The 19,296-nt window shown below is 70.3% G+C and carries 17 protein-coding genes; 14 read left to right on the forward strand and 3 right to left on the reverse strand.

Going from position 1 to position 19,296, the window contains the following annotated elements:
* Positions 1 to 36: 36 nt before the first annotated feature.
* A complete protein-coding gene (locus tag BM085_RS21220; RefSeq protein ID WP_093888702.1) occupies positions 37 to 408 on the reverse strand; it encodes an NADH-quinone oxidoreductase subunit A in 372 nt (123 codons plus the stop codon).
* A 170-nt stretch (positions 409 to 578) separates the two neighbouring features.
* Between BM085_RS21220 and BM085_RS21225 the strand changes: the two genes are divergently transcribed.
* The 11 genes from BM085_RS21225 (at position 579) to BM085_RS21270 (ending at position 13,137) form a co-directional block, all read left to right on the forward strand.
* On the forward strand, positions 579 to 2,099 hold the full coding sequence (locus tag BM085_RS21225; RefSeq protein WP_093888703.1) for a polysaccharide deacetylase family protein: 1,521 nt from the start codon (positions 579 to 581) through the stop codon (positions 2,097 to 2,099).
* Between the two features lie 69 nt (positions 2,100 to 2,168).
* Positions 2,169 to 2,258 (forward strand): putative leader peptide, encoded by a 90-nt coding sequence (locus BM085_RS47435; RefSeq protein ID WP_352031834.1) that lies wholly within the window; start codon positions 2,169 to 2,171, stop codon positions 2,256 to 2,258.
* A 238-nt stretch (positions 2,259 to 2,496) separates the two neighbouring features.
* Positions 2,497 to 4,350, forward strand: coding sequence for a 2-oxoacid:acceptor oxidoreductase subunit alpha (locus tag BM085_RS21230; RefSeq protein ID WP_093888704.1), 1,854 nt, complete (start codon positions 2,497 to 2,499; stop codon positions 4,348 to 4,350).
* Entirely contained in the window at positions 4,343 to 5,389 is a 1,047-nt protein-coding gene (locus BM085_RS21235; protein WP_093888705.1) for a 2-oxoacid:ferredoxin oxidoreductase subunit beta, read from the forward strand. The genes BM085_RS21230 and BM085_RS21235 overlap by 8 nt, the downstream gene beginning before the upstream one ends.
* A 178-nt stretch (positions 5,390 to 5,567) precedes the next feature.
* The gene (locus BM085_RS21240) at positions 5,568 to 6,542 is read left to right on the forward strand and encodes an NAD-dependent epimerase/dehydratase family protein (RefSeq protein ID WP_093888706.1); all 975 of its coding nucleotides are present in this window, start codon (positions 5,568 to 5,570) and stop codon (positions 6,540 to 6,542) included.
* A gap of 293 nt (positions 6,543 to 6,835) precedes the next feature.
* A complete protein-coding gene (locus tag BM085_RS21245; RefSeq protein WP_093888707.1) occupies positions 6,836 to 7,501 on the forward strand; it encodes a polysaccharide deacetylase family protein in 666 nt (221 codons plus the stop codon).
* A gap of 91 nt (positions 7,502 to 7,592) precedes the next feature.
* Complete coding sequence (locus BM085_RS21250) at positions 7,593 to 8,516, forward strand: glycosyltransferase family 2 protein (RefSeq protein WP_093888708.1); 924 nt, start codon at positions 7,593 to 7,595, stop codon at positions 8,514 to 8,516.
* Positions 8,517 to 8,542: 26 nt separating this feature from the next.
* Positions 8,543 to 9,721, forward strand: coding sequence for a GNAT family N-acetyltransferase (locus BM085_RS21255; RefSeq protein ID WP_245789507.1), 1,179 nt, complete (start codon positions 8,543 to 8,545; stop codon positions 9,719 to 9,721).
* Between the two features lie 139 nt (positions 9,722 to 9,860).
* Positions 9,861 to 11,177 carry a nucleotide sugar dehydrogenase gene (locus BM085_RS21260; RefSeq protein ID WP_093888709.1) on the forward strand — a complete coding sequence of 439 codons (1,317 nt, stop codon included), beginning with the start codon at positions 9,861 to 9,863 and terminating at the stop codon, positions 11,175 to 11,177.
* Positions 11,167 to 12,345: a glycosyltransferase family 4 protein gene (locus BM085_RS21265; protein WP_093888710.1), complete on the forward strand. Its 1,179-nt coding sequence runs from the start codon at positions 11,167 to 11,169 to the stop codon at positions 12,343 to 12,345. Before BM085_RS21260 ends, BM085_RS21265 begins: the two co-directional genes overlap by 11 nt.
* Positions 12,346 to 12,372: 27 nt before the next feature.
* A complete protein-coding gene (locus tag BM085_RS21270) occupies positions 12,373 to 13,137 on the forward strand; it encodes a class I SAM-dependent methyltransferase (RefSeq protein WP_093888711.1) in 765 nt (254 codons plus the stop codon).
* A 130-nt stretch (positions 13,138 to 13,267) separates the two neighbouring features.
* On the opposite strand, the gene BM085_RS21275 is transcribed toward BM085_RS21270, so the two are convergent.
* Positions 13,268 to 14,173, reverse strand: coding sequence for a glycosyltransferase family 2 protein (locus BM085_RS21275; protein ID WP_218158787.1), 906 nt, complete (start codon positions 14,171 to 14,173; stop codon positions 13,268 to 13,270).
* A 38-nt stretch (positions 14,174 to 14,211) separates the two neighbouring features.
* On the opposite strand from BM085_RS21275, the gene BM085_RS21280 reads away from it, so the two are divergent.
* From BM085_RS21280 to BM085_RS21290, 3 genes are all read left to right on the forward strand, one after another.
* Positions 14,212 to 14,775: a dTDP-4-dehydrorhamnose 3,5-epimerase family protein gene (locus tag BM085_RS21280; RefSeq protein ID WP_093888712.1), complete on the forward strand. Its 564-nt coding sequence runs from the start codon at positions 14,212 to 14,214 to the stop codon at positions 14,773 to 14,775.
* A 5-nt stretch (positions 14,776 to 14,780) separates the two neighbouring features.
* Positions 14,781 to 15,683 (forward strand): hypothetical protein, encoded by a 903-nt coding sequence (locus BM085_RS21285; RefSeq protein ID WP_143121006.1) that lies wholly within the window; start codon positions 14,781 to 14,783, stop codon positions 15,681 to 15,683.
* Positions 15,684 to 16,017: 334 nt separating this feature from the next.
* Positions 16,018 to 17,883 carry a DUF4082 domain-containing protein gene (locus tag BM085_RS21290; RefSeq protein ID WP_177245196.1) on the forward strand — a complete coding sequence of 622 codons (1,866 nt, stop codon included), beginning with the start codon at positions 16,018 to 16,020 and terminating at the stop codon, positions 17,881 to 17,883.
* 24 nt (positions 17,884 to 17,907) lie between these two features.
* On the opposite strand, the gene BM085_RS21295 is transcribed toward BM085_RS21290, so the two are convergent.
* The gene (locus BM085_RS21295; RefSeq protein ID WP_093888715.1) at positions 17,908 to 19,296 is read right to left on the reverse strand and encodes an O-antigen ligase family protein; all 1,389 of its coding nucleotides are present in this window, start codon (positions 19,294 to 19,296) and stop codon (positions 17,908 to 17,910) included.

A 19,296-nucleotide genomic window follows, 5' to 3' on the forward strand; every position in this document is an offset into this window, starting at 1 on the left:
AGTGCCGATGGTCACGCTCGCCCGGCCACCCGGGTCTCATGTCCAGGCGAGCACGCGTTTGCGCCAGGCGTAGAGGATCCCGAGCGCGATGAAGCCCAGGAAGACGAACATCTCCACCAGGGTGGTCATCCCGAAGCCGGGGGCGGCGAAGACCGTAGCCCACGGGAAGAGGAAGACCGCGTCCACGGCGAACACGACGTAGAGGTAGGTGAAGACGTAGTAGCGGATCTGGGACTGGGCCCAGTCGGCGCCGACCGGGTCGATGCCGCACTCGTAGGTCAGCAGCTTCTCCGGCGTCGGGCGATGCGGGCGGAGCAGCCGGTTGACCGACAGCGCACCGGCGACGATGGCCACCCCGATCACGAACAGCGCGAGGACCACCCCATAGGAGCCGAAATATCCGCTCATGGATCCTCCTCGTGGGCACCCCGCCGGACGGAGCCTCTCCCACCCACCTATAGCAGTATCCACCGCCCTCGTCACCCAGGAGAGCCGTCAAACCCGATGCGGCCAAAACCTCTTCCCTATTACCCCCAAAGACCGGCAAAAGGCCAGATATCGCCTTTAACCTCTCCTTCATGCCCAAATTGCGATTCATCGGAGGAATCGCGCTAGTTGCCGCAACTGTGGCCGGCTGCGGCGTGGCCATCCCCTCCCCCGCCGAGGAAGACCCGCTCCCCTCAGAGCCCACGATGATCAACTATGTGGACCCCTCCCAGGTCCAAGGGCTGAGCGTCCGGAACATGAACGGAGGTGACACCGGCGACCGGCGCGTGCACGTGGCCTACCCCTCGGTCGACGACGCCCCCCGCCTGTCCGAGAAGATCCGCCGGACGGTCACCGAGCGGCTCGACCGGTTCACCCGGGACACCTCCATGAACACCGCCCTCCCCCACCCGGAGTTCAACGTGGACTGGCAGCTCGCCGCCGCGTCCGACCAGGTGATCGGCGTCCGGCTGCGCACCGGCGAGTCCCTGGGAGCCGGCTGGGCGGAGTCCCGCACCACCGTCTGGTACGACCGGGTGGACAGGCGCGCCCTGGACTCCAGCGCCCTCCTCCGGGGCGACTCCGCGCTGACCGAGCTGGCCCGGATCGTCAGGGAGAGCCTGACCGGCAAGGGGTCGCGAGTGGATCCGCGCGCCATCAGGCCGGACGCGGAGCTGTTCGACTCCCTCAGCTTCAACCCACGCGGTGAGCTCGTCGTGGAGTTCGACGACTACCAGGTGGCGGGAGAGTCCCTCGGCCGGGTGGCGGTGGCCGTCCCGGCCGCCGAGGTGGCGCCGCTGCTGTCGGCGACCGGGCTGCGGGCTCAGCGGGCGGCCGCGGAGAGGGCGCGGACGTCTCCGCCGATGGGGCCGGACGAGTCCATCAAGGCGGCGAACACCATCAAGCCTCCGGCGCGGAGCTCCAAGGCCGGCAGCGTGGACTGCGCGAGGGTCAAGTGCGTCGCGCTGACCTACGACGACGGACCGGGCCCGGACACCGGGCGGCTGCTGGACACCCTCGCCCGCGCGGGCGCCAGGGCGACCTTCTTCAGTGCCGGCTCCAACGCCGCCGCCCGCCCCGAGCTGCTGTGGCGGATGCGGCAGGAGGGACACCTGGTGGCCAACCACACCTGGTCCCACCGCGACCTGACCTCCCTGTCCAGCAGCAGGATCGCCGACCAGCTCGACCGCGCCCAGTACACGATCGCCCAGGCGACCTGGCAGGTCCCGACGCTGATGCGCCCGCCGTACGGCGCGAGCAGCGTCCAGGTCGCCGCCGTGGCGCGCAGGCTGGGCCTGTCGGTGGTCCGGTGGAGCGTGGACACCGAGGACCTGCGCGACCGCGACCCCGGGGCCATCGCCGGCCGGGCCGTCTCCCAGGCCAGGCCGGGAGCGATCATCCTCATGCACGACGTCCACGGCGCGACCGTCGACGCGGCTCCCGAGATCGTGCGCCGCCTGCGGGAGAAGGGGTACACCCTTGTCACCGTCCCCGAGCTGTACGGCTCGCGCGGAATGGAACCGGGCAGGACCTACGACTCCGCCGCGTCCGGCGGCGGCTCGGGCGAGTCGGGCAGCGTCACGCGCGCACTGGAGAAGCAGGCAATGCCATAACCTGGGGCTATGAGCACATAGCCGGAGGTGATGAGGTCGGCTCCCCGGCGGGACATATAGTTAGGCATCGTGACCCCAACTGTCCTCTTCGGCCGCCTGCACATAGACCTGTGCCGGCTCGCCGCCGGGCTGTGTAGGGCCAACTGTTCGCGATCGTGACCCCCACGCAGGCCGCCTCCCGGCCGCATTCGCAACGCCAGCCCCCGCCTTGACCCAGCGGCCGCCGAGGATGTGCCACACACGTCACCCTCCTCCGCCGAGTGGAACGCGAAAGATTACGCGTGACTTCGAGGGATCTAGCAACGCGAAAGATTACGCGTCACTCCGAGGGATCTAGCATGGAACTGAGAACGTGCAACCAGCAACGGCGCCCTGCCGCGTCGAGGAGGACTGAGCTTTGACCAAGCAGGTTCAGCAACTCGACCGCGTGATCATCCGGTTCGCCGGAGACTCCGGTGACGGCATGCAGCTCACCGGTGATCGCTTCACCGCGGGAACTGCGGAGTTCGGCAACGACCTGTCGACCCTGCCCAACTTCCCGGCCGAGATCCGCGCCCCCGCAGGGACCCTGCCGGGTGTGTCGAGTTTCCAGCTTCACTTCGCCGACCACGACATCCTCACCCCGGGCGACGCCCCCAACGTCCTGGTCGCGATGAACCCCGCCGCGTTGAAGGCCAACCTCGGCGACCTGCCGCGCGGGGCCGACATCATCGCCAACACCGACGAGTTCACCAAGCGCAACCTTCAGAAGGTGGGCTACGACGGCAACCCCCTGGAAGACGACTCGCTCGCCGAGTGGCGCCTCCACCCGGTGCCGCTGACCTCGCTGACGGTCAAGGCGCTTGAGGGCTTCACGCTGTCCAAGAAGGACGCCGAGCGGTCCAAGAACATGTTCGCCCTCGGGCTCCTGAGCTGGCTCTACCACCGGCCGACCGAGGCGACGATCCAGTTCCTGGAGAACAAGTTCGCCAAGAAGCCCGACATCGCCAAGGCCAACATCGCGGCCTTCCAGGCGGGCTGGAACTACGGCGAGACCACCGAGTCCTTCTCGGTCTCCTACGAGGTCAAGCCGGCCAAGCTGCCCCCCGGCGTCTACCGCAACATCTCCGGCAACCAGGCGCTCGCCTACGGCCTGATCGCCGCCTCGGTGCAGGCGAAGCTGCCGCTGTTCCTCGGGTCCTACCCGATCACCCCGGCCAGCGACATCCTGCACGAGCTGTCCAAGCACAAGCGGTTCGGCATCCGCACCTTCCAGGCCGAGGACGAGATCGCGGGCGTCGGCGCGGCGCTCGGCGCCGCCTTCGGCGGGGCGCTCGGCGTCACCACGACCTCCGGGCCCGGCGTGGCGCTGAAGGCCGAGACCGTCGGCCTGGCGGTGACCACCGAGCTTCCGCTGCTCGTGGTCGACGTGCAGCGCGCGGGGCCGAGCACCGGGATGCCCACCAAGACCGAGCAGACCGACCTCCTCATGGCCATGTTCGGCCGTAACGGCGAGTCGCCGCTGCCGATCGTGGCGCCCTCCACCCCGTCCGACTGCTTCGACGCGGCCATCGAGGCGGCCCGCCTGGCGGTGAAGTACCGCACGCCGGTCATGCTGCTGTCCGACGGCTATCTCGCCAACGGCTCCGAGCCGTGGAAGGTGCCCAGCGCGGCCGAGCTGCCGGACATCTCCACCGAGTTCGCCACCGGGCCCAACGGCGAGGACGGCGTGACCTTCCTGCCCTTCAAGCGCGACGCCGAGACGCTCGCCCGCCCCTGGGCCATCCCGGGCACCGCGGGTCTGGAGCACCGGATCGGCGGCATCGAGAAGGCCGAGAACACCGGCAACATCTCCTACGACCCCGGCAACCACGACAAGATGGTCCGGCTCCGCCAGGCCAAGATCGACGGGATCGCCCAGGACATCCCGCCGCTGGAGGTCGACGACCCCGACGGCGACGCCCGCGTGCTGGTCATCGGCTGGGGTTCCACCTACGGCCCGATCGCGGCGGCCGTGCGGCGGATCCGGAAGTCCGGCGGCAAGGTCGCCCAGGCCCACCTGCGGCACCTCAACCCGCTGCCCGCCAACACCGGCGAGGTCCTGCGGGCCTACGACAAGGTGTTGCTCCCCGAGATCAACCTCGGCCAGCTCGCGCTCCTGCTCCGCGCCCGTTTCCTGGTCGACATCATCAGCTACAACCGCGTGCGCGGGCTTCCGTTCAAGGCCGAGGAGCTGGCCGGCGTGATCCAGGACGTGATCGACAGTGAGTGAGATCCAGAACGGCAGGGGCCTGTCCCTGGTCCCGAAGTCCGACGTCAAGCTGGGGATGAAGGACTTCAAGTCCGACCAGGAGGTGCGCTGGTGCCCGGGCTGCGGTGACTACGCGATCCTGGCCGCGGTCCAGTCCTTCGTCCCCGAGCTGGGCCTCAAGCGCGAGAACATGGTGTTCGTCTCGGGCATCGGCTGCTCGTCCCGGTTCCCGTACTACATGAACACCTACGGCTTCCACTCGATCCACGGGCGAGCCCCGGCGATCGCGACCGGGCTGGCCGCCTCGCGCCCCGACCTGTCGGTGTGGGTGATCACCGGTGACGGCGACGCGCTGTCCATCGGCGGCAACCATCTGATCCACGCGCTGCGCCGCAACGTCAACCTGAACATCCTGCTGTTCAACAACAGGATCTACGGCCTGACCAAGGGCCAGTACTCCCCGACCTCCGAGATCGGCAAGATCACGAAGTCCACCCCGATGGGCTCGCTGGACAAGCCGTTCAACCCGGTCTCGCTGGCGATCGGCGCCGAGGCCTCCTTCGTGGCCCGGACCATCGACTCCGACCGCAAGCACCTGCAGTCGGTGCTGCGCGAGGCCGCCGAGCACCGGGGCACCTCCCTGGTCGAGATCTACCAGAACTGCAACATCTTCAACGACAACGCCTTCGAGCAGTTGAAGGATCCGGCGCAGCGTGACGACATCACGCTGCGCCTGGAGCACGGCCAGCCGATCGTCTCGGCCTCCAAGGCCGTACGGCGGGCGGCCGACGGCGGCATCGAGGTCGTCCCGAGGGCGGAGGTGCGCGAGGACGAGATCCTCGTCCACGACGCCCACCGCGCCGACCCGTCGCTGGCGTTCGCGCTGTCACGGCTGGACGAGCCCGCCTTCGAGCACGTTCCGATCGGCGTCTTCCGCAGCGTGGAGCGCCCTTCCTACGACGAGCTGATGGCCGGGCAGCTTGAGGAGGCCGTCGGCGACCGCGGCCGGGGCGACCTGGACGACCTGCTGCTCGCCGGGGACACCTGGCGTATCGGCTGACAGACGAGACGACGACGATGGGGCCGCTCGATCGAGCGGCCCCATCGGTTTTTCCCCGGACACGCCGATATCGGCTGCCTCGCCGCGCGGGACAAGGTATGAAATGCCTGGGCCTATCAGCCAGGTATGCCAGCTAGAGCGTCCGACATGACTCGTTAGACACACGAGGAGAACGCCCATGCTCACCGCCCCTGCGCCCCGAGACCCACATGCCCAGGGACAGGAGGACCACCTCTGGTACGGCTCACGCGTGCTGGTGACAGGTGCCACCGGATTCATCGGAGCTCATCTCGTACGGCGCCTGGGCTCGCTCGGGGCGCAGGTGCACGCGGTCAGCCGCAGACCCCGGGAGAGGTCCGCCCCCGGTACGACCTGGCACGTCGCGGACGTCAGCGACGCGGAGGCGATCGAGGACCTCGTCCGTTCCACCCGGCCCGGCGTCGTGTTCCACCTCGCCAGCGAGGTCGCCGGAGCGAGGGACCCGCGGCTCGTCCGGACGATGCTGGACAGCAACCTCGCCAGCGTGGTCAACCTGCTGACGGCGGTCGCCGGCAGCCCCGACACCCGGGTGGTGCTCGCCGGATCGCTGGAGGAGCCCCGGCCTGGCGAGGGCGAGGCGGCGCCGTCCTCGCCCTACGCGGTCGCCAAATGGGCCGCCAGCGGCTACGCGCGGATGTTCCACCATCTCTGGGACGTCCCCGTGACGACCCTGCGCATCGGGATGGTCTACGGGCCGGGCCAGCACGACACCAGCAAGCTGGTGCCCTACGCGACACTCTCGCTGCTCCGCGGCGAGGCGCCCAGCCTCAGCAGTGGAACGCGCCATCTGGACTGGGTCTACGTCGACGACGTGGTCGACGCCTTCCTCGCCGCGGGCGGGACCGCCGAGGCGGCCGGCCGGAGCTTCGACATCGGCACGGGCACGCGGACCTCCATCCGGGACACCGTGGAGCTGCTGGGCCGGATCGTCGGCAGCTCGCTGCGGCCCCGCTACGGCGCGCTCTCCGACCGCCCGCTGGACAGCGCCCGGATCGCCGACATCGCTCCCGCCGCCGAGGTGCTCCGCTGGCGTCCCGCCACCGGCCTGGAGGAGGGCCTGCGGCTGACCGCGGCCTGGTACGCCGAGCGCCTGCGCCAGGACGCCGTGCCGTGACGGACCGCCGTGCCGTGACGGACCGTCGCGCCCTGACGGACCGTCGCGCCCTGACGGGATGCCATGCCGTGACGGGACGCCCTCCGGCGGGCCCCCACCGCGCCGTGCGCTGACAGGCTCCGCCGCGCCGTACGACGAGGAGACCCCCGCCGCCCGGACGCTGACGGCCCCCGGGCGGCGGGGCGGCGCGCTGTAACGGGAGGCCGCGCAATCCGATATCAACCGGGGGCACGGTCATCGCGCGCGGTGCCCGTGCCCGCAACCGGGACGCCGGATCAGAAACGAGGGCGCTGGTGGATTCGGTCGTCAACCTCACGGTGCACGGCATCGGTCCGACCAGCCGCGAGCTCGACCCGGGCGAGGACGCCACCTGGGTCAGCGTCGAGCAGTTCGAGCGGGTCCTCGACGCGGCGGTGGGCCGCCAGGACGTCCGCATCACCTTCGACGACGGCAACGCCTCCGATGTGGAGATCGCCCTTCCCCGGCTGCTCGACCGCGGCCTCACCGCGGAGTTCTTCGTGCTGGCCGGGCTCCTCGGCGAGCCGGGCCGGCTGGACGCGGACGGGGTGCGGGAGCTGGTCGCGGCGGGCATGCGGGTCGGCTCACACGGCTGGGCGCATCGCGACTGGCGGCGGCTGGACGGGGAGCAGGCGGAAGAGGAGATCGCCGACGCCAACCGGCTCCTCGGCGAGCTCACCGGACGGCTGGTGTCGAGGGTGGCCATCCCGTTCGGCTCCTACGACAGGCGCGTGCTCGGCAGGCTGCGGCGGGCGGCGGTGACGCGCGCCTACACCAGCGACGGCGGCCGCGCCCGGCCCGGCTCCTGGCTGCAGCCGCGCAACAGCCTGCGCCACGACATCGACGGCACGTGGGCCCCCCGGATCATCGACGGGACGCCGCCGCTGCCGCTGCGCGTCCGCAGGGTCGCCGCGCGGGCGTTCAAGCGTGTCCGCGGGTGAGAGATCCCGCGATCGGCGCGGGCGCGGTCCGGAGCCCCGGTAAGGCTTGGAACGTGGTAACGACACCGCCGCGCCCGACGATGACGAATATATGACGCCTGGTACCCCCCGGATCGCCGTAGTGATCGTCACTTACAACAGCGCGGAGGTACTCGAAGGCTGTCTGCGCTCCCTCGTCGAAGGCTCCCGAGGTGTGCGCCTGGCCGACGTCGTCGTGGCCGACAACGCCTCGAAGGACGGGTCGCTCAAGGTCGCCGCAGGGATGACCGGCCTCCCGCTCCGGACCGTCCAGCTCGGCCGGAACGCCGGTTACGCCGCGGCGATCAACGCCGGCATCGAGGCGCTGGACCTGCGGGACATCGACGCGGTCTACGTGATCAATCCCGACTGCAGGTTGCGGCCGGGCTCGCTCCTCCCGCTCGCCGACGCGCTGCGGCCGGCGGGGCGCGGCATCGCCGTACCACGCATGATCAACCCGGACGGCAGCCTGCAGCCGTCGCTGCGCAGGACGCCCACCCTGCGCAGGGCGCTGGCGGAGGCGCTGATCGGCGGCGACCTCGCGGGCCGGATCGGCACGCTCGGCGAGCTGGTCACCGACCCGCGGGAGTACGAACGGCCCGGCGTCGCGGCATGGGCGACCGGCGCGGCCATGCTCATCTCCACTGACGTCATCAGGGAGATCGGCCCGTGGGACGAGTCGTTCCTGCTCTACAGCGAGGAGACCGAGTTCGCGCTCCGTGCCGGCGACCGGGGCTGGGCGCTCTGGTACGAACCGGCGTCGGTGATCGAGCACATCGGCGGCGACTCGGGGGTCAACCCCACCCTCGCCGCGCTGCTCACGGTCAACAAGGTGAAGCTGTTCCGCCGGCGCCGGAGCGCTCCGGCCTCGTTCGCCTACTACCTGGCGGTCGTCTTCGGCGAGGGAGTGCGCGCGCTCGCGGGGCGCCGTACGTCACGGGCGTCGGTCGTGGCTCTGCTCAGACCGTCGCGCCGGCTCCAGAAGCTCGCGGACTGATCCGGTCGGCGACGAGAGGAACGACGATGAGCATGCCCGCGAGCGAAGCGCCCAGCGGACCGGAGGCACCCGATCCCGCCCGGCCGGCGGGGGCGCGGGAGGCGAGGGCACGGGAGGCCACCCGGACCGCGCAGGCGGCGCAGACGGTGGGAGCGGTGCGGACGGTCGGGTTCGACTCGCTCACCGCGGAGGAGCTGGACGCCTGGCATCTGCTGCGGGCGGCCAACCCCCTGCTGGACAGCCCCTACTTCCACCCCGGCTTCGCCGCGGCCGTGCACGCCAGTGGCCGCGAGGTGCGGGTGGCGGTGGGCAGGGACCGGGCGGGCGAGGTCAGCGCCCTGCTGCCGCACCACCGCGAGCGGTCGCTGATCAGGCCCGCGGGCTGGCCGGCGGCGGACTTCCAGGGGCCCGTGCTCGCCCCCGGCTCCTCCTTCCCCCCGCTGGCCCTGCTCACCGGCGGAGTCCGCGGCTTCGAGTTCGACCATCTGGTGGAGAGCTGCGCGGACTTCGAGCCGTGGGTGGAGTCCCGGCGGCCGTCGCCGTTCCTGGACGTCTCCGGCGGCCTGGAGGGATACCTGGGCCGGGCGTCGCGCAGCGGCAAGGACAACATGGGACAGGCCCGCCGCCGTACGGCGAAGGCCGAGCGGACGCACGGCACGGTGCGGTTCGCCGCCGACGCGGTCGACCCCGAGGTTCTGGGCCGGGTGGTGGAGCTCAAGCGCGCGCAGTACGCCGCCACCGGCGCCCGGGACTACTTCGCCGAACCGGACCGCCACGACCTGCTGACCCGGCTGCTGCACACCCGCGACTCCTCATTCGGGGGCGTTCTGTCCACTTTGCACGCCGGCCCCCATCTGGTGGCGGCACATTTCGGAATACGTTCGGGAAATGTGCTCCACTGGTGGTTTCCGGTCTACGACCCGGCTTTCTCCAGCCTCGCCCCCGGATGGATGCTGCTGCGCGAACTCGTCGCCGCCGCTCCCGCCCTCGGCATCGCCCGTATCGACCTCGGACGCGGCGACGACGAGTACAAGCGGCGCGCCAAGACCGGTGAGACGCCGGTGTGCCAGGGGATCGTGACCCGGAGCTCGGCCCGGCAGGCGCTGCGGCGGGCACGGGACTCCATGGTCACCACGGCGAAATCATCCGCATTGGGTCCTGGTTTGCGCCATATTGTGCACAAACTTCGCGCATTGCGGCGGTAATCCCATCTCGAAGTGAGCACTTCTCGAAATCGTAACGATCCAACGAAATCATCCGACTAAAGGGTGATTCGGGCGAGGCTTAGAAAACGCCTCCTGCCCCGCAACCGGCCGGCAAGTGACGCGATGGAGGCAGCGCACAATGAGAATCAGCGTGTTCGGGCTCGGCTATGTCGGTTGCGTCTCCGCGGCCTGTCTGGCGGCCAGCGGGCACGAGGTGATCGGCGTCGACGTCAATCCCACGAAGATCGAACTCATCGGCCGCGGCCAGGCGCCGGTCGTCGAGGAGCGGATCGGCGAGCTGACCGCCGAGGTCGTGCGGGCCGGTGCGCTGCGGGCCACCACCGACGTCGCCGAGGCGATCGACGCGACGGAGATCTCGCTGATCTGCGTGGGCACGCCGTCCGCCCCGAACGGCAGCCTCTCCACCGCCTACCTGGAGCGGGTGGCCGAGCAGATCGGCCAGGTGCTGGCCGGCAAGAGCGAGCGGCACACGATCGTCTTCCGCAGCACCATGCTCCCCGGCACCTGCACCGACCTGCTCATCCCGATCCTGGAGCGGACCTCGGGACTGCGGGCCGGAACCGGCTTCGGCGTGGCGGTCAACCCGGAGTTCCTGCGCGAGGGAACGAGCGTGCGCGACTTCTTCGAGCCGCCCAAGACCGTCATCGGCCAGCTCGACCCCGCCAGCGGCGACGCGGTCGCCTCGCTGTACGAGGGCCTTCCGGGCGAGGTCTTCCGGGTGCCCATGGCGGTGGCCGAGATGACCAAGTACGCCGACAACGCCTTCCACGGATTGAAGATCAGTTTCGCCAACGAGATCGGCGCGGTCTGCCAGGCGCTCGGCCTGGACTCCCACCAGGTCATGGACGTCTTCCTCGCCGACCGCAAGCTCAACGTCAGCCCGGCCTACCTGCGGCCGGGTTTCGCCTTCGGCGGCTCGTGCCTGCCCAAGGACCTCAGGGGCCTGGTCTACGCGGCCCGGCGGGCCGACGTCTCGGTGCCGCTGCTGTCGCACGTCCTGCCGTCCAACGAGGACCACCTGCGGCGCGCCTTCGAGCTGGTGGCCGCGGCCGGCAGCCGCCGCATCGGGCTGTTCGGGCTGTCGTTCAAGCCGGGCACCGACGACCTGCGGGAGAGCCCCCTGGTCGAGCTGGCCGAACGCCTGCTGGGCAAGGGGTACGACCTGCGCATCTATGACGCCAACGTCTCGCTGTCCCGCCTGATGGGGGCCAACCGGGACTACATCGAGAGCAGGCTGCCGCACCTGGGCGACCTGCTGAGCAACTCCGCCGACGACGTGCTCGCGCACGCCGACGTCTGCGTCGTCGGCTGCAAGGACCCCGCCGTGCTGAGCGCGCTCGACGGCGCGGGAGACCGTACGATCATCGACCTCGTCCGCCTCCCCGACGCCGCCGAGCGCCGGGCACATCCTGGATACGTGGGCCTTGGCTGGTAAAGCACTCATCCTCGTCGAGAACCTCTCCGTACCGTTCGACCGGCGGGTGTGGCAGGAAAGCACCACGCTGCGCGACGCCGGTTGGGACGTGCACGTCATCTGTCCCCAGGGCACCAAGCGGGACACCGAGCCGCACGTCGAGATAGACGGGGTGAAGATCTACCGCTATCCGCTGCGGGCGGCGACCGGCGGCCCGCTCGGCTACGTGCAGGAGTACGGCTCGGCGCTGCGGCACACCTTCCGGCTGGCCCGGCGGATCGGTCCGGTGGACGTGGTGCACGCCTGCAACCCGCCGGACCTGCTGTTCCTCGTGGCGAGAATGCTCAAGCGGCAGGGCGCACGGTTCGTGTTCGACCAGCACGACCTGGTGCCCGAGCTCTACCTGTCCCGTTTCGACCGCGGCAAGGACTTCCTCTACCGTGCCGTGTGCCGGCTGGAGCGGCTCACCTACCAGGCGGCCGACGTGGTCATCGCGACCAACGAGAGCTACCGCGAGGTCGCGATCAGCAGGGGCGGAAAGAAGCCCGAAGAGGTGTTCGTGGTGCGCAGCGCACCGGCGGTCGAGCGGTTCCACCAGGTCCCCCTGGAAGAGTCGATCAAGCGCGGGAAGCCGCACCTGCTCTGCTACCTCGGCGTGATGGGCCCGCAGGACGGCGTGGACTACGCGCTGCGGTCCCTGGCCAGGCTCCGCGACGACCTGGGCCGCACGGACTGGCACGCGGTGTTCGTCGGCGGCGGGGACACCTTCGAGGACATGGTCGCCTTCTCCCACGAGCTGGGCCTGTCGGACTCCGTCGAGTTCACCGGCCGGATCCCGGACGAGGACCTGCTGCGCTACCTGTCCGCGGCGGACGTCTGCCTCGCGCCGGACCCGCTCAACCCGCTCAACGACGTGTCCACCATGAACAAGATCATGGAGTACATGGCGATGGCCCGCCCGATCGTCTCCTTCGACCTCCGCGAAGCGCGGGTCTCGGCCGGAGACGCCGCGGTCTACGCACCGGCCAACGACGAGTCGGAGTTCGCCAAGCTGATCGCCCGGCTGCTCGACGATCCTCAGGAGCGTCGGCGCATGGGCGAGACCGGTAAGGCCCGGGTCACCGGTCCGTTGTCGTGGGAACGCTCCAGGACCGCGCTTCTGGCCGCCTACGAGGCCGCCTGTTCCTGACATGCCAGCGAGAAAGGAAGCGTCGCCATGAGCGTGCTCATCGAGACCGTCGCCGCCACGGAGCTAGCCGCCCTGATGGAGAGCTGCGTCGACGCGGGCGCGGCAACCGCGGCCGGAGCGGTGGAAGGGCTCCGGCGGTCCTACAAATGGCTGCGCCGTACCTCCGTCCAACTCCTGTTCGAGCGCCGGTACGGTGTACGGACCTCCGACGTCGTGGGCCTTGAGGAGTTCGGGCTGGCCCGGCATGACAGGGTCTACTACTCGGCGGCGAACTGGCAGACCCTCCGGCGCACGCTGCCCCGGCGCGACGTCGGCGAGCACGACGTCTTCATCGACCTCGGCTCCGGCATGGGCCGCATGGTGCTGGAGGCGGCGTCCCGGTACCCCTTCGGGAAAGTGATCGGTGTCGAGCTGTCCGAGCAGCTCAACGACATCGCACGGCAGAACATCGCGAGCACCCGTCTCCGCCTGCGCTGCAAGGACGTCGACCTCGTCCGGTCGGACGTGCTCGACTACGACATCCCCGACGACGTCAGCGTGGTGTTCCTCAACAACCCCTTCCGGGGCGAGACCTTCGCGACCGTGATGGAGCGGCTGATCGCGACCGTGGACCGGAACCCGCGCCCGGTCACGGTGATCTACTTCAACCCGGTCGAGGAGGCGTTCCTGCTGAGCACCGGCCGTTTCCGCCACCTTCGCACGGTGACACGGGGACGCAGGAGCGCCGAGGACAGCCCGTTCGGCTCGGTCCGGGTATACGCGATCACCGAGCGGGCCGGTGCCCGGCCGTAGCGGCCACGCGGACGGCGGGGCGGCAGGCCGTACCGGGCGGCCCCGCCACCTCTCGGACAGCGGTACGGCAGGCCGTGCCGGCCCCCCGGACGTCACCGCCCGGACGGACGGCGCCGCGGCCCCCCGCCGGCTATCCGCCCGCCGGGGACCGGCTGCCGGCGTCCGTGCCCCACTGGACTTCGCTGTCGCGCGAGGCGCGCATCCGGGTCAGCGTCCGGTCCATGAGCAGGACGGTGAGGTAGCAGCCCGCGTCGAGGAGGCTGACCTTCCGTCCTGCCACGAGGGCGCCCAGGGAGCTCAGCCGCAGGCGGCCCTCGGCCGCGGACCGGCCCAGCTCGGCGAGCTGCCGGTTGCCCAGGCGCACCCGCACCCGCCTGTTCAGGTGCGCCGAGACGGTCCGCGCCGGGCGGACCAGCGACCGGGCCTCGGACACCACCGCCCGCTCGTGAGGCGCGAAACCGCCGTGCACCCAGCCGTCGTCGGAGATCACGTCCGGCAGGGGGAAGACCCGGGCGTGCCCCTGCTCGGTGAGGACGTACACCCCGACTCCCGCCAGCGCCCGGAACGGCGCGATCAACTGGTCGTGCACCTTGTGCATGCGCCGGGTGAACCAGCCGACTCCGGCCAGATCCCACGCCGGGACCGGGGCGCAGGCGAGCACGCCGGGGCGGCCCGCGGCGGCGACGAGCGCGCGCACCGACTCCGCGTCCAGCTCGACGTCGGCGTCCAGATAAACGCGGGGGAAGGTCCGGCAGGTCTCGTCGCCGAGCCGCAGCGCGTTGGCCTTGCCCGGCACCGGCGTCTCGACGACGCGCACGCCGGCCTGCCTGGCGACCTCCGCCGTGCGGTCGGAGCACGCGTTCGCCACCACCACCACGTCGAACTCACCCGGAGCCGTCCCCGCCAGCAGCCGCCGCAGGCCGCTCGCGACGACGGCCTCCTCGTTGTGCGCGGGCACGACGACGCTGACAACCGGCTGCCGCTCGCCGGGCCGTCCGCGGCCCGGCGGGGTGTCCTCGTCCACAGCGTCGTTCACCGGAACGCCTCCCGATCGCCTCTGAAAAGGATGACCTGATGAGAGTAGAACGAACCAAAATCGACGGGGTGCTGTTGTTCGTACCGACGCCACACCGTGACGACCGGGGGCTGTTCACCAGGACCTTCGACAAGGTCGTCGCCGAGGGGGCCGGGCTGGACCCCGCGGCGTTCGTGCAGGACAGCCAGTCCCGCTCGCGGCAGGGGACGGTCCGCGGGATGCACGGCCGCTCCGGCCGGGGCGAGGCCAAGCTGGTGCGCTGCGCGCGCGGGGCGGTGCACGACGTGCTGGTCGACGCCCGCCCCGGCTCGCCCACCTTCGGCGAGCAGACCTCCGTGCTGCTCGACGACGAGACCTTCGTCACCCTCTACGTGCCCCCCGGGCTGCTGCACGGCTTCCAGGCCCTGACCGAGCAGACCGACGTCTGCTACCGCATCGATCGGGAGCACGACCCGGCCGAGGACCTGTCCGTCCGCTACGACGATCCCGGACTGCGGATCGACTGGCCCCTTCCCGTGTCGGCGATCAGCGGGCGGGACCTTTCTGCGGGATCATGGAAGCAGTTGCGAGATCGGCTCTGCGATCCGGATGCGATGGGGTGAACGACATGCGATGGGTCAGTCTGCTCGCCGCCGTCTCAGCGGTCACCGTGATGTCCCTGACGGGATGCACGTCGTCCTCGGCCGGGAGCCCGACGAGCCGGCCCACCGGCACCCCGGGTGAGCCCACCGGCGCCACCGGCCGCTGCCCCGGCCATCCGACCCCGGCCTGCACCGGCGTGCCGCCCGGCACCAAGCTGACCGTGAAGGCCCTCAACGAGGACGGCGCCGCCTACCGGGTCAGGACCGCCGGCACCGTGCTGGACGGCGTGCACATCCCCGGCGACCTGCTGATCCACGCCGATAACGTCACGGTCAAAAACAGCCGGATCGACGGAGGCGTCATCAACGCCGACGGCCCCCGGAGCTACCGGTTCACCATCACCGACTCGACCGTCGGCCCCGCCGAGGGCTGCAAGACGCTGCCGGGGATCGGACAGGACAAGTACACCGCCCTGCGGGTGCACGTCCGCGGTCACGGTGACGGCTTCCGCGCCTCCGGCGACGACGTCGTGGTCAAGGACTCCTACGCCAACCTGTGTTCCAACCCGGGTGACCACTCCGACGGCATCCAGACCTACAACACCGGCAAGGGCCTGGTCTTCGACCACAACACCATCGACCAGCGCCACGCCAAGGACGTCACCGCGCCGATCTTCCTCGTCGACAAGCAGATCGTCGACGCCGTGATCACCAATAATCTGATCATGGGCGGCACCTACAGCATTCAGCTCCGGAACGGACGCGGAAAGCTGATCATGCGGGGCAACAAACTGGTCGACAAGTCTTGGGTTTACGGTCCGGTCGATTCCGAATGCAAGGCGATCGACTGGGCTGACAACTCGCTGGTGACGATCGACGAGAACTACCGCGTCACCTCGACTGTCGGCCCTCTGACCTGCGTAGGCTAACTTTCACACCATCTCCTCCTTATTGTTGGCACATCAGATGAGACGGCCCTCATGCCGATGTGATCAAGTAATGACATAGTCGAACAATCGTCATTTGGGAACTCTTCTCGGCAATACCCGCAAAACTGATGCGTATCTATGACCTCAGCCGCAACAATGGCCTCTGCGCGAGGACCAAACGGACACATTGTCGAGCCGACCGCAAATCGGCGCGGAGGTCAGAGAGATGACCAGTACACGCCCCCCACGCCGGGGTGGAAATAGCGAAGGCAGGCCGCCCCGCCGCCGCCGACGGTCACAACCGGGACTGGTCGCAGTCCTCATCGTGGCCGTCGTGGCGGTGTCCGTCCCGGCTGTCTGGTTCATTACCCGTGACGGCGTCACCGTGGAACAGGCGGCCGCGGCTCAGCCCGCGCCCGCCGCCGCACCGCAGGAGCCCAAGGAGACGAGCTTCTGGTCGACGAGCACCAAGGTGAAGGCCACCCCGCGCGCCGACCGCGCGCCCGTCGAACTGGGCATGCGCTTCACCGCGGCCAGGAGCGGCTGGGTGGCGGGGGTCCGGTTCTACAAGGCCCCCGGCGACAAGGGCAAGCACACCGGAAGCCTGTGGAGCGCGGGCGGGAAACGGCTGGCGCGCGTGACGTTCGACGGAGAGAGCGCCTCGGGCTGGCAGGAGGCCCGCTTCGCCTCGCCGGTGCGGCTCAAGGCCAAGCAGCTCTACACGGTCTCCTACCACAGCGCGGCCGGCAACTACGTGGGCAGCAGGGGCTTCGACTCCGCCCGCTCAGGGCCGCTGGCCACGACGTCCCGCAACGCGGGGGTGTTCGGGTACGGCAGGAGCACCTTCCCGGACCGCTGGAACGCCAAGGGCTACAACTACTGGGTGGACGTCATCTTCCGCTGGCGCGACCACTCCCCGGCGCCGGTGCCCACGGGTCCGTCCCAGCCGCCGCAGCCGTCCCAGGGGCCGGGTGAGACGCCGGTCCCGAGCCCCACCCCGAGTACGGGCGCCACCCCCGGCACGTCATCGAGCCCGAGCCGGACGGCCGACGCGAGCCCCGGCCCCAGCCAGACCGGCACGGGCCCAAGTCCCAGCCAGACCGGCACGGGCCCCAGCCCGAGCCAGACAACCGGGACGAGCCCCTCTCCCAGCCAGACCGGCGCGAGTCCGAGCGGCAGCTCCAGCCAGACGGCCGGCCCGGGTCCCAGCACCTCCACCAGCCCCAGCGCCACCACGACCGGCACGCCGAGGCCCACGCCGACCTCCCGGCCCACGCTGACCCCGAGGCCCACCCCGACCCCCCGGCCGACACTCACCCCGAAGCCCACCCCGACCCCCCGGCCGACACTCACCCCGAAGCCCACCCCGACCCCCCGGCCGACACTCACCCCGGGACCGACGCCGACCCCCCGGCCGAGCGACGGCGGCAGCAGCTGTGCGGGGCATCCGACCCCGGCCTGCACCGGTGTGCCGCCCGGCACCCAGCTGCGCAGAAGCACCCTCAACGAGGACGGCGCCGCCTACCGGGTCACCAAGCCCGACACCGTGCTGGACGGCGTGCACATCCCCGGTGACCTGCTGATCCACGCCGAGAACGTCACGGTCAGGAACAGCCAGATCGACGGAGGCGTCATCAACGCCGACGGCCCCCGGACCTACCGGTTCACCATCACCGACTCGACCGTCGGCCCCGCCCAGGGCTGCAAGACGCTGCCGGGGATCGGACAGGACAAATACACCGCCCTGCGGGTGCACGTCCGCAACCACGGCGACGGCTTCCGCGCCTCCGGCGACGACGTCGTCATCCGCGACTCCTACGCCAACCTGTGTTCCAACCCGGGTGACCACTCCGACGGCATCCAGACCTACAACACCGGCAAGGGCCTGACCTTCGACCACAACACCATCGACCAGCGCCACGCCAAGGACGTCACCGCGCCGATCTTCCTCGTCGACAAGCAGATCGTCGACGCCGTCGTCACGGACAACCTCGTGATGGGCGGCACCTACAGCATCCAGCTGAAGAACGCGCGCGGAAATCTGGTCGTGCGCGACAACAAGCTGGTCGACGACTCCTGGATCTACGGACCGGTCGAGGCCGACTGCAAGGCCATCGACTGGGCCGGCAACTCCCTGGTGAAGATCGACCAGAACTACCGGATCACCTCCGTCGTCGGACCGCTGGAGTGCGACGGCTGAGACGGGCCCGGCGGGCGGGAGCGGTCAGGGCACGACCTGGTCGCTCCTCCCGCCGGATCCGCGGAACAGGTCCTTGGGGGCGCGGACGCGCCAGAACGTGCCGGTGTCGCGGGGATGGAGCGCGGCCGTCTCGGTGGCGCTGCGCAGGAGCGACCCCGCGGCGCCGATCAGCAGGAACGCCAGACCGGTGACGGTGGCGAAGGAGAGCAGGTCGAAGGTCGCCGCCCCGATGAGCGGGACCACCATGCAGGCGGCCAGGGTGAGGCCCAGGTCGCGCGTGCCGGGATCGCTGCTCAGGTGGCGGGCCCGGAGTCCCGCGTAGATCGCGCACCCGAACATCCCGACGATCGCTCCGATGCCGATCAGACCGGTCTCCACCGTGGACAGGATGTACTGGTTGTCGAAGACCTGATGCTTCGGGGCGTACCACGTGCCCGCTCCACGGCCCAGCCACAGGTGCTTGGCGATCTCGTGGGCGGCGACCTCGTAGTCGTGCGTGCGGTAGCGGATGCTGTCGTCGTTGCCGAAGTTCGCGAACAGGCCGTAGAACGTGCCCAGGAGCCCCGGAACCATGATCCTCATCAGGATCAGGAAGACGAGGACGACTCCCATCGCGTGCAGCCGCCGCCGGGCGGGCCAGCCGAGGAACAGGACGACGCCGACGCCGGCCAGCCCGAGCACCGCGGAGCGCGAGACCGAGAACATCAGGCCCATCCCGATCAGCCCGGAGCACACCCACCACCGCAGGGCGGGCTCGGCGCGCTCGCCGGCCTGGAAGCCGTAGTGGACGGCGATCGGCAGGAGCATCGCGCACACGACACCGAACTCGATGGGATGGCCGGTCGTCGCGGCGACCCGGCGGAAGTCGGACCTCTCGGTGATGAATCCGTCCTCGGAGGTGTAGCGGAGTCCGGGGATCTGCATGTACTGGGTGAGGTCGAGGTCGAACAGGAACTGGAAGGCCCCGATCACCGCGATGACCGACGCGGCCACCACGACGGCCTGGAGCACGAAGTCGAGACGCGCGGCGCCGCGGACCCCGTCGCACATCATGAGCGCGAGACCGGCGTTGGCCACCAGCAGGATCAGCGCGTGGTCGGCCAGGTTGAGCTCGTCGGACGGCATGTAGCCGTAGCTGGCGTAGCCGTACGTGGCGACGATCGCGGTCAGGTAGACGAACAACGCGGTGCGCACCGGGTTGCGGCCCTTGGCCATGCCCAGCGTGAGAGTGAGGTGCGCGCACAGCCAGAGAAGGGCCGCGGCGAGGGCGATGAGGCTGGCCGGCGTGATCGACAGCGGCAGCGCCCGGAAGACCATGCGGGCCGGGACGATCAGCAGCGCCACGGCGAAGAGGCTGGCCAGGGTCGCGCCGTCGGCACGCCGGCGGGCCGGCAGGGTGGGTTTGGCCGCCAT

This window comes from Streptosporangium canum (assembly GCF_900113865.1).
In the GTDB taxonomy this organism is placed as follows: Bacteria; Actinomycetota; Actinomycetes; order Streptosporangiales; family Streptosporangiaceae; genus Streptosporangium; species Streptosporangium canum.

What these genes read in the sequence shown, in the direction of transcription:
- BM085_RS21220 (WP_093888702.1), bottom strand. Translation starts at nt 408, where the DNA reads ATGAGCGGATATTTCGGCTCCTATGGGGTGGTCCTCGCGCTGTTCGTG.
- BM085_RS21225 (WP_093888703.1), top strand. Translation starts at nt 579, where the DNA reads ATGCCCAAATTGCGATTCATCGGAGGAATCGCGCTAGTTGCCGCAACT.
- BM085_RS21240 (WP_093888706.1), top strand. Translation starts at nt 5,568, where the DNA reads ATGCTCACCGCCCCTGCGCCCCGAGACCCACATGCCCAGGGACAGGAG.
- BM085_RS21250 (WP_093888708.1), top strand. Translation starts at nt 7,593, where the DNA reads ATGACGCCTGGTACCCCCCGGATCGCCGTAGTGATCGTCACTTACAAC.
- BM085_RS21255 (WP_245789507.1), top strand. Translation starts at nt 8,543, where the DNA reads ATGAGCATGCCCGCGAGCGAAGCGCCCAGCGGACCGGAGGCACCCGAT.
- BM085_RS21260 (WP_093888709.1), top strand. Translation starts at nt 9,861, where the DNA reads ATGAGAATCAGCGTGTTCGGGCTCGGCTATGTCGGTTGCGTCTCCGCG.
- BM085_RS21270 (WP_093888711.1), top strand. Translation starts at nt 12,373, where the DNA reads ATGAGCGTGCTCATCGAGACCGTCGCCGCCACGGAGCTAGCCGCCCTG.
- BM085_RS21280 (WP_093888712.1), top strand. Translation starts at nt 14,212, where the DNA reads ATGAGAGTAGAACGAACCAAAATCGACGGGGTGCTGTTGTTCGTACCG.
- BM085_RS21285 (WP_143121006.1), top strand. Translation starts at nt 14,781, where the DNA reads ATGCGATGGGTCAGTCTGCTCGCCGCCGTCTCAGCGGTCACCGTGATG.
- BM085_RS21295 (WP_093888715.1), bottom strand. Translation starts at nt 19,296, where the DNA reads ATGGCGGCCAAACCCACCCTGCCGGCCCGCCGGCGTGCCGACGGCGCG.